Origin of the sequence: Amycolatopsis keratiniphila subsp. keratiniphila, assembly GCF_001620365.2 — a bacterium.
Lineage (GTDB): Bacteria > Actinomycetota > Actinomycetes > Mycobacteriales > Pseudonocardiaceae > Amycolatopsis > Amycolatopsis keratiniphila.
In genome coordinates this window covers 54062-64049 of the sequence record NZ_LQMT02000009.1, presented here as the reverse complement: position 1 = coordinate 64049, position 9988 = coordinate 54062, and the positions used below count along the sequence as shown (strand labels likewise).

Annotated in this window: 6 protein-coding genes; 3 read left to right on the top strand and 3 right to left on the bottom strand. The window is 67.4% G+C overall.

All coding sequences use genetic code 11. The features are described 5' to 3' along the window. Nucleotides 1–93 precede the first annotated feature (93 nt). Nucleotides 94–1542, top strand: coding sequence for an argininosuccinate synthase (gene argG, locus AVR91_RS08140; protein ID WP_016332537.1), 1449 nt, complete (start codon nt 94–96; stop codon nt 1540–1542). A 68-nt stretch (nt 1543–1610) separates the two neighbouring features. On the opposite strand, the gene AVR91_RS08135 is transcribed toward argG, so the two are convergent. Together AVR91_RS08135 and AVR91_RS08130 are read right to left on the bottom strand one after the other, a co-directional pair. Continuing rightward, on the bottom strand, nt 1611–2867 hold the full coding sequence (locus AVR91_RS08135) for a type I-U CRISPR-associated protein Cas7 (RefSeq protein ID WP_228709153.1): 1257 nt from the start codon (nt 2865–2867) through the stop codon (nt 1611–1613). Nucleotides 2868–2998: 131 nt separating this feature from the next. After that, nucleotides 2999–4183 (bottom strand): PQQ-dependent sugar dehydrogenase, encoded by a 1185-nt coding sequence (locus tag AVR91_RS08130; protein WP_063272690.1) that lies wholly within the window; start codon nt 4181–4183, stop codon nt 2999–3001. Nucleotides 4184–4466: 283 nt separating this feature from the next. On the opposite strand from AVR91_RS08130, the gene AVR91_RS42745 reads away from it, so the two are divergent. Next, nucleotides 4467–4805: a helix-turn-helix domain-containing protein gene (locus AVR91_RS42745; RefSeq protein ID WP_076857281.1), complete on the top strand. Its 339-nt coding sequence runs from the start codon at nt 4467–4469 to the stop codon at nt 4803–4805. Between the two features lie 639 nt (nt 4806–5444). Here AVR91_RS42745 and AVR91_RS08120 read toward each other — a convergent pair. Next, nucleotides 5445–8468 (bottom strand): AfsR/SARP family transcriptional regulator, encoded by a 3024-nt coding sequence (locus AVR91_RS08120; RefSeq protein WP_063823117.1) that lies wholly within the window; start codon nt 8466–8468, stop codon nt 5445–5447. Nucleotides 8469–8690: 222 nt separating this feature from the next. On the opposite strand from AVR91_RS08120, the gene AVR91_RS08115 reads away from it, so the two are divergent. Next, nucleotides 8691–9908 carry a hypothetical protein gene (locus tag AVR91_RS08115; protein ID WP_063272688.1) on the top strand — a complete coding sequence of 406 codons (1218 nt, stop codon included), beginning with the start codon at nt 8691–8693 and terminating at the stop codon, nt 9906–9908. Nucleotides 9909–9988 lie beyond the last annotated feature (80 nt).

The window sequence follows — 9988 nt, the reverse complement described above, 5'->3', positions numbered from 1 at the left end:
AATCGCCACTCACGACCCACGCGACCACCCACCCGAGTTGCGCCGCTCACCCCGGCTTGCATGGTCATACACACCTATGCATATACTTCCATCATGTCCAAGGTACTCACCTCTCTGCCTGTCGGCGAACGCGTCGGGATCGCCTTCTCCGGCGGCCTCGACACCTCGGTAGCGGTCGCGTGGATGCGCGAGAAGGGTGCAGTGCCGTGCACCTACACCGCTGACATCGGCCAGTACGACGAACCCGACATCGCGTCGGTCCCGGGCCGGGCGAAGGCCTACGGCGCCGAGATCGCGCGTGCCGTCGACTGCAAGGCCGCGCTGGTCGAGGAAGGTCTCGCGGCGCTGTCCTGCGGCGCCTTCCACATCCGCAACGGCGGCCGCACCTACTTCAACACGACCCCGCTCGGCCGCGCGGTCACCGGCACCCTGCTGGTGCGCGCGATGCTCGAGGACGACGTCCAGATCTGGGGCGACGGCTCCACCTTCAAGGGCAACGACATCGAGCGGTTCTACCGCTACGGCCTGCTCGCGAACCCGTCCCTGCGGATCTACAAGCCGTGGCTGGACGCCGCGTTCGTCAGCGAGCTCGGCGGCCGCAAGGAGATGTCCGAGTGGCTGCAGGCCCACGGCCTGCCCTACCGGGACAGCACCGAGAAGGCCTACTCCACCGACGCGAACATCTGGGGCGCGACGCACGAGGCCAAGTCGCTGGAGCATCTCGACACCGGCATCGAGATCGTGAACCCGATCATGGGCGTCCGGTTCTGGGACCCCGAGGTCGAGATCGCGCCCGAGGACGTCACGATCGGCTTCGAGCAGGGCCGCCCGGTGACGATCAACGGCAAGGAGTTCGCCACCGCGGTCGACCTGGTCCTGGAGGCCAACGCCATCGGCGGACGGCACGGGCTCGGCATGTCCGACCAGATCGAGAACCGGATCATCGAGGCCAAGAGCCGCGGGATCTACGAGGCGCCGGGCATGGCGCTGCTGCACGCGGCGTACGAGCGGCTCGTCAACGCGATCCACAACGAGGACACCCTCGCCAGCTACCACAACGAGGGCCGCCGTCTCGGCAGGCTGATGTACGAAGGCCGCTGGCTGGATCCGCAGGCGATGATGCTGCGCGAGTCGCTGCAGCGGTGGGTCGGCGCGGCCGTCACCGGCGAGGTCACCCTCCGGCTGCGGCGCGGCGAGGACTACTCGATCCTCGACACCACCGGCCCGTTCTTCAGCTACCACCCGGACAAGCTGTCCATGGAGCGCACCGAGGACTCGGCGTTCGGCCCGGTGGACCGGATCGGCCAGCTCACCATGCGGAATCTCGACATCGCGGACTCGCGCGCCAAACTCGAGCAGTACGCCGGGCTCGGCATGGTCGGCGGCGGGCACCCGACGCTGATCGGCGCCGCGCAGGCCGCGTCGACCGGCCTGATCGGGGCGATGGACGCGGGCGGCGCGCAAGCGATCGCCTCGCGCGGCAAGGCCTCGGGCGAGGACGAACTGCTCGACCACGCCGCGATCGAATCCGGTACGGACTGACCCGAATAGACGGGACGCGAAAGCGCCGGGCGCGCGGCATCGAAGCCGTACGCCCGGCGCTGTTTCTTTTACTTGCCGCCGAGCTGGGACCTCCGCTGCCCCAACTCGTCCACGAGCCGGGTGATCTCGACCTGCCCGATCGCTTCGGCCAGCACGGAAACCGAGGCGATGCTCTCGATCTGGTACTGGACGGGAACGCCGCCCGACGCTCGCGACCGGGCCTCCGCGTCCGCCTTCTTCTCCGCCTCGACGGCCGAGAAGACGCCGCCGGCCCCGCCGTTGACACAGCTGATCGAGCCGGAGCCGTTCATCGGCAGTGTGGCCGTGTTCCGGCAACTGCCCGCCGAGCGGCCGCCGATGGTGACGTTCGCGGTCATCGTGGCGTTGACCTGGCCGGTGACCTTCCCGCCACTCGCCGAGGCGGAACTGGTGACGTTCGCGGTCACCGTGCAGCCCGAGGCACTGCACGCGACCGTGGCCGCACCGTCCATGTCGAACCGCACGCCGGTATTGACGGCACCGGTCAGCTTCTTGGTGTTCGACGTCAGTTCCTCGTAGACGGCGTCGGTCTCCTGCGGCGACAAGGCGTCCACATCGGAGTCACCGAGGCCGGCACCCGAGGGCAGCTGCGGTTGCGACCCCGCGCCGGGCAGGGAAGGCATGCCACCGGGCATCTTCACCGAGTACCGGAGAAGCCGGTGCGGCGCCTCCTTCGACACGTACAGATCACCGGCGGGCGTGCTCGCCTTGAGCGACGGGACGTCCCGGATGCTCGGGCCCTCGGTGATCTCGTCCGCCCGCTCCAGCGCCTCGCGCAACCGGTTCGCGAGCTTCTCCGGGGACTCGAACTGCTGCAGGACCGGGCCGAACAGCTCGTCCTCGCCGGTGATCCACCGGTCCTTGAGCTCCTCGGCCGAGTCCGCGGACGCCCCGGGCAGCATCCCGTCGGGCGCCTTGAAGAACACTTTGCCGCCGACGACCAGGATTTCGATCTTCTTGCCCTGGAAGGACATCGTGCCGGACGTCTCGCCGTACGCCGTGGTCTTGACGTCCGTCTCGATCATCCCGCCGACCGCGGAGGTGCTGTTCCGGACGGCGGGCGCCGAGGAAAGCCCGGCCAGTGCCTGCTCGAAGGGTTCACGACCGGCGTTCGATGGCCACAGCAACCAGGTCGTCAGACCCGCGAGAAGCACCACCACCAGCCCGGCGATCCCGGCGAACAGCGGCCACCGGGGTTTCCGGACGGGCGGCGCCGGTACCGGTTGCGGGACCCAGCCCTGCGGCGGCGGCCACTGCGCGCCTTGGGGTGGGAATGATTGCTCCACGTCGCCCTCCATCACTGAATTCATCGAACGAACCCAAAGCTATGGAGGAAGGATGAAAACTTGATGAAACGCGATCCGGTGCGCCGGAAGACCCCCTGCCGCGCCGGGCGGACGCGGCAGGGGAAGCCGGTTCAGCCCTTGCGGGCGAACGAGATCCGGTGCAGCCCGCCGGGCGTCTCGTCGGCCAGGTACAGCTCGCCGTTCTGATCGGTGCCGAACGTGGTGGCGTCGAGCGGGAACTGGCCGATCTTGGCGCTTTCATAAGTGCCGTCGGTCTTCTTGCGGACGGCCCACGCCGTTCCCTGGCAGAAGTCGGTGGCGAGATAGGTCCCGCCCGCCAGCGAGGCGTACTTCCTGCCGCGGTAGACGTGCCCACCGATCACCGCGCAGCCCTCCGCGCCGGAGATGTAGTGGAAGACCGGCTCGGTGTAGGTCACGCCCTCCTTGCACCGCGTTTCGTCGAACACGACCGGCCCTTCCTTGCAGGACCAGCCGAAGTTCGCGCCGCCCTTGCCCTTGGCGAGGTGGTCGACCTCCTCGAAGCGGCCCTGGCCGACGTCGCCGATCCACAGCGAGCCGTCGGCCGGGTCGAAGGAGAAGCGCCAGGGATTGCGCAACCCGTACGACCAGATCTCCGCCCGCGCGCCCGCGACGCCGACGAACGGGTTGCCCGGCGGCACGCAGTATTTCAGCGGACGGCACGCGCGGTTGACGTCGACGCGCAGGATCTTGCCCAGCAGCGTGTCCAGCCGCTGCCCGCTGGCCAGCGGATCGCCGCCCCCGCCGCCGTCGCCGATCCCCCAGTACAGGTAGCCGTCCGGACCGAACGCCAGCTGTCCGCCGTTGTGGTTGGGGAACTCGGCGTGCGGCTGGGTGATCAGCTCGGTGAGCTCGCCGGTGTCGAACCGGACCCGGGACAACGTCACCGCGCTGTCGGACTTGCGGGTGTACGCGACGTAAGCCCGCCTGTCCTTGGCTATCGCGAGCCCGAGCAGCCCGCGCTCGACGTCCGCGCCGTTCACCTTGTCGCTGATGTCGAGGACCGGTTTGGCGGCGAGCCCGGTCCTGGGGTGGTAGGCGCGGACGACCCCTCGTTTCTCCACGATGAGGATCCGGCCGCTCCCGTCGTCGAGCGCCGTGATCGCGGTCGGGTTCACCAGCCCGGACGCGACCTTGGTCGCCGTGGCGGTCAGCTCGCCGAGCGGAACACCCCGCGCTTCCTGGGTCTCCGCGCTGCTCGCGGCCGGGAGCAGCGTCCCGGCCAAGGCGAGCCCGGCCACCAGGGACAACCCCCGGCGGAGGTGCCGTCGCGTCATGAGGACTCCAATCGCCAGTGAATGGTCTGGTCCAATTCAACAGCGGTCGGCGGAGCGGCGGTACCTCCATCCGCGAGGTTTTCGTTGGTTTCTTTCCGGCGCGCACGTGACCGCACATCACCCGTCCTGCAGGTGAACCTGCCCACATCCGGGCAAGTACACACAAGTAGCGGTGCAGCCCTGTGGTGACGTGCAGTTGTCTAGAAAGATCGGGCGGGCCTGGATCACCGGACTCGTCCTGTCGGAGAACAACCGATCAGCTGTACGGGGCGGCGATGATCTGGTGACCGATGACGAAGCCGGTGAGGATACTGCCCAAGGGGGCGCTCCACTCGCCCCCGCGGAGCTTGTCCGCCGCTATCACGAGGGCGAGACGATCGAAGGCCTCGCCGAAGACCTCGGCGTGAGCTACCGAAAGGTACGCACCACCCTGCTGGAAGCCGGCGTCACACTCCGGCCGCCGAAGGTCCGGCTACCGCCGACACCGCCGGGACTCGTCCACGCCTATCTGTCGGGCCGAAACATTCGGCAGCTGGCGGAGACCTATGGCATGACCTACAGCCAGACGAGGCGGATTCTCCTGGCAGAAGGCGTGGTCCTCCGCCCGAGAGGGCGGCATTAGCCACGCTCACCTGGTTCTCCGAGCGGTACATCCGCCCGGAGAACCAGCAAGGCTCGCGACGAGAACTACTGCCCCCGCAACGTGCTGTAAACGATCCACCAGTCCATGTGGTTCGGCATAGGTTGACCGCTCCTCACTCGGCTTGCGTTAATGGAAGTCTCAAAGCTCGGACGAGGGCGGATCAAAACGCTCCGAAAAAAGGCCGGATCACCGGCGCGCGTTCGATCTGACCTATCCGTGGGGCGATGAGACGACAGCAGCGTAGCGGCTGCGGATCACCCGTACGCGCCGACCCGACCTCCCCGGTCCCGTTGACTTCAACGACACGCCACACGAAGGCTTGAACAGCAGGTTTGCCTTGCGCGGCCGGATTATCCGGGCCGCAAACGGGGACCCGGAAGTGGACCGCGCCGACGCCACGGGGGTCCACAGCCATGACCTCATCCGCCTTGCCTGCGAGCAGACGCACGCGACCTGATCAGAAGGTGACGACAAGGCCCTGCCAACCGCCGTGAATTCATACTTGCGAGTGCCGACACCCAGGCATTCAGAGTCTCCACGTAGCAAGCAAGGCAGATTATTCACACCATCTAGTGCCTACTGCGCAGTATCTCTGGCGTAGCTCTACTCGCCGCCCTCTCAACTCCGTCTTCCGGGCAGGATCCGGAGATGCGGAGAAGGCATCGCCACGGTGTCCCCTTCACGAGCCGACGGGACAAGCGGCCCACGCGCGTCGAGTTCCGCCAGCAAGGCCTCGATCGCCGCGGCCTTGGACCACTTGGCTCGACCGCGATACAGCCCCGCGGCCTCTTCCCACAGGCTCCGAGCGGCCTCAGGATTCCCGTGGTCGCAAACGATCTGCGCGAGGACGGACAGCGCACGCGCCTGCCCCGTCGCGTGTTGTGATCGATCCGCCAACCCGACCGCCTTGTGCGCATGCCGCAGTGCCGCCCGATCGTCCCCTTCCGCGTGCCGCAGCCGGGCAAGGACCGTATTCAGTTTCATGACCACAGGGAGGTCCTGGCTCTTGTCGATCAGGGCCGAGGCCGCGCGGCACTCCTTGTCCGCCTCCGCCAGTCGCCCCAAGCGAACCAACAGGGCTGCCAGTGCGATATGCGTTCGCATCAGCGCTGTGGCGTCACCCGCCGCGCCCCGGCTCCGTAAGGCGCTCCGATACAGATCGAGAGCTTCTTGCTCCTGGCCGTCCATTTCGCTCAGCGCGTCGGCGAGCCGGTGTTCGGCGCTGGCACAAAGGGTCGGCTCTCCCAGCTTGCGAGTCAGCGGCAGCGCTTCTCGATACATTCCGGCGGCCTCGGCCGCGCGTCCGGCGTGCAGATGAACGCGTGCCAGATTCAGCAAGACCGTCACCCTGCCGATCAAGATCCCGTGCGCGTCGACCAATTCCAACGCTCGCAGAAGGCAATCTTCCGCTTTGTCATCATCACCCGCCAGCATGTGCACCACGGCCAGGTCATTCAGACACGATGCCCATGGCGCCACCTCGTCTTGAGCCGCCGCCGACCGGACCGCGATGGTCAAACCTTCGACGGCCTCGGGGAAATCTCCTTGCATGAGCAGGAATTCCGTGACCAGCGCCGGAATGGTATAGGCTATCGGATACAGGTGAAACTCTTCGGCCATGGCGACCACGGCGAGCAACGCCACTCTTTCCCGCAGAACCCATTGCCGCGCCTCGACGGCGTCGCCGAATCCGGGCGGAGCCACTTCCAGGGAAATGTCCGGCAGGTCAGGCGGGACCTTGTGGGGATACTGCAGCCGATACGCGTCGAAAACCATGAGCAAGTAGTATTCGGACATTCTCCGTATAGCAGCGTCCACATCGGACAGTTGAGTGGCCAGGGACGCGGCGTACAGATGGAGAAGGTCGTGTACGCGATAGCGGTCGAGGTCGGCAGGATGTTCGATCAAATGCGCGGCGACCAGTATGTCGAGTGAGCGCCGCACCTCCGATGCCGGGCGCCCGTCCGCGGCGGCGATCACCGCGGTGGTCATCTCGGCGCTCGGGTGCAGGCCGATCAGGGCGAACACACGCCGCTCGGCGGGTTCGAGGTCCTGATACGAAAGAGCGAAGGCGGACCTCAGGCTCATCCCCGGCCAGTCCCCCTCGTCGCCGAGGTCCAGCAACAGGTCGGCGTCGCGCAACTGGCTCGCCAAGGTCCGCATCCGCGTGCCCGCCCGGGAGATGGCCCGTTCGGCCACAAGGGTCAGCGCCAACGGATTACCGTTGCAGAGCCGCACCAGCTCTTCGACTCCCTCCGCGTCGTCTCGCGCGCGGTGACCGATTCGCCGGGTCAGCAGAGCTGAGGAGTATTGGTCGGCGAGCGGGAACACCGTGATCACCGGCGGAGTCAGCTTCGCCGACAAGGATTTCAGGCGCCATCGCGAGACGATCAGTACCGTGCACGACGACAGGACGCCCAGCAGCGGCGCGACCTGATCGGAACTGCGCACGTTGTCGAGGATCACGAGCATCGAGCGCCGGGCGAGCAGCGCGGACAGTTTCGCGGCGCGGGCGATCGGGTTGACCACTTGGTCGACCGGGAAGTCCAGCAACGACAAGAGTGTGTCGACTATTTCGCCGGCGTCGGCCTTCGCGGCCTGGCTGTCCCCGCGCAGATCCAGCATGACCGCGCCGTGCCGGTACCGTCGTTCCGCGCGATGGGCCCATTTCGCCGCCAAAGTCGTCTTCCCGACCCCGGGTCCTCCGGTCACCACCACCGCGGCCCGTTTCGGCGCACCCGCGGAATCGGTCGTGTAAGCGTCGAGCAGCGCGATCAGATCGACTCTTCCCGCGACATCGTCGACGTCCGGCGGCAAATGCCGGATCACGTGTTCGTTCTGGTTCGCGGGATCGAGCGGAGCCGGTTTGCGCCGGGGCACCACCCGTTCCGGCCGCATCAGCACCTTGTCGTTGACCGCCCGCAGTTCGTCCGCGGCGCTCGTCTCCCCCGCCTCCCGGTAACGGGCATACGTCACCCGGAAGAAGTCGGCGGCTTCGGCGGGCTGATCGGCTTCGGCCAGCGCCCGGATCTTCAATTTCTCGAAACTCAGTTCTCCCGGATGCGCCTGTTCGAGTTCCGCCAGTTTTCGCACCGCGGCGTCGGCTTTTCCGGTCGCCAATTGCTCCGCCACGACGAATCCGTTGGCGGGTATCCACACAGTGCGCTCCCATAAGGCACGCCATGCGTCGGCACGCTCGGTCCGGAGATCGGCCAAGGGTTCGTCCCGGCACAACCGGACAGCGGAAAGCGCTTCGACGAGCGCGCGATCGTGCTGTCCGAGTTCACGGAACCGGCGGGCCTTGTCCATCATGGCTTGGAAGCCGAAGTGATCGATCAATGCCGGCTCGATCTCCAGCAGGCAACCGGCTTTGCTTACACTCACCTTCGCGGGCACAGTGTTTTTGTCGAAAGCCTGGCGCAGCTTCGTAGCGTTCTGGTGAAGTGTCGAATGCGCGTCCTGTGGCGCGCCCTCGTGCTCCGGCCACACCCAGTCCACGACGACGTCCAGCGGCAATCGGCGGTTCGGCGCCGTCAGCAAAGCGGTCAGCACCTGCCTCGGCCGAGGCCCCGCCCAGTTCACATCCACATTCCCGTGCATTAGCATGGCCGTCTGCCCGAGAATTCCGAAAGCGATTTCCACGAGTGCGCCCCTTCCCCATGGCGAACCCGGGTTCGCCACCCCTGTCCCGCCGGATCATTTTTCCACCCGTTCGCGCATAAGGCCAGGTCACCGGCTTAATTGTCAAACTTCGGCGATCACCGTTGATCATCTGTCAATGAACTGACCACCCGCCGAAGCCGTTTTCTCCACGCTCGCTCCCATGCTGACTGCGGATACCGGAGTTCGAGCGAGGGGAATTTCATGACCGAGTCATCGTGGGTCCGCGGCCCGGTGGGCGATTCCGATCAGCACTGGGCGACACGCAAGGGCGTCAAATCCGTGCTGGTGATGATCCCGCATATCGTCGCCGGGAACCGGCTCCTCGATCTGCTGCCGCTCTTCGAAGCCGACCACCGCGTCCAGGCGGTGTTCACCGTCCCGGAATGGGAATCCTGGCGTGCCACGCACGACTTCGTGGAGGCGCAAGGCGGCATAGTCCTCCCTTGGGCGCAGGCGAAGCGCGGCGCGTACGACCTCGTCCTCGCCGCCAGCCAGCGCGGCATCGACGAAGTCTCGGGACCGGTCCTGCTGGTTCCGCACGGCGGCGGTTTCGGCCAGTACCGGCCATTGCGGCCTCCGGGTGCCGGCCCCGGCTGGAGCCCCGAGGTCGGGCTCGACGCGAGCCAATTGATGCGGGAAGGGCGGGTACGCGCCGACTCGATCGTGCTCGTCCACGACCGCGAATTGGACGTCCTGGCCGAGACCTGCCCTCGCGCGGTGCCCGCCGCCGTCGTCGCGGGCGACATCGCGCTGGACCGGCTCACCGCCAGCCTTCCCTTTCGCGATCACTACCGGCGAGGGCTCGGCGTGACCGACGACCGGCGCCTGGTGGTCGTCACCTCGACCTGGTCCGACCGGTCGGCCTTCGGCCGTCACCACGACCTGTTCGAGCGGGTACTCGGCGAACTCCCGCCCGAGCACTTCCGGGTACTCGGCGTCCTTCACCCCCAGATCTGGTCGCACCACAGCCTTTGGCAGATCCGAACCTGGCTGGCCGACTGCCTGCGGTCCGGGCTCGAGCTTCTGCGCCCCGAAGGGAGCTGGCGGGCCGCCCTGATCGCCGCGGACCACGTCATCGGCGACTACGGTTCCGTGACCGGCTACGCGGCGGGCATCGGCAAACCGGTGCTCCTGGCCGGGGACGGCACCGAACCGTTGCTGCCGGGCACGCCCAGCGCGGTCGTCGCCGGGCACGCGCCCCGGTGGACGCCCGGCAGTTCCCTTCTGCCTTTGCTGCACGAGGCGGAATCCATCGGCGTGGCCGGGCAGGTCCGCGAGTTGCTCTCGTCGCGGCCGGGCCGCACCGGCGCGATCCTGCGCACCGAGATGTACCGGCTCCTCGGCCTGCCCGAGCCCACCAGGGCGGTCCCGGTGTCCCCGGTGCGGATGGCGGAGGTGCTGCCGTGGCGGCCTCTGTAGCGGGCAGCTCGTTCCTCCTGTCCGATGCGAACGGCGGAACCCGCGCGTCCCTCGCCGACGTGCTCGTCCACTCAGGACCG

What these genes read in the sequence shown, in the direction of transcription:
- AVR91_RS08115 (WP_063272688.1), top strand. Translation starts at nt 8,691, where the DNA reads ATGACCGAGTCATCGTGGGTCCGCGGCCCGGTGGGCGATTCCGATCAG.
- AVR91_RS08130 (WP_063272690.1), bottom strand. Translation starts at nt 4,183, where the DNA reads ATGACGCGACGGCACCTCCGCCGGGGGTTGTCCCTGGTGGCCGGGCTC.
- argG (WP_016332537.1), top strand. Translation starts at nt 94, where the DNA reads ATGTCCAAGGTACTCACCTCTCTGCCTGTCGGCGAACGCGTCGGGATC.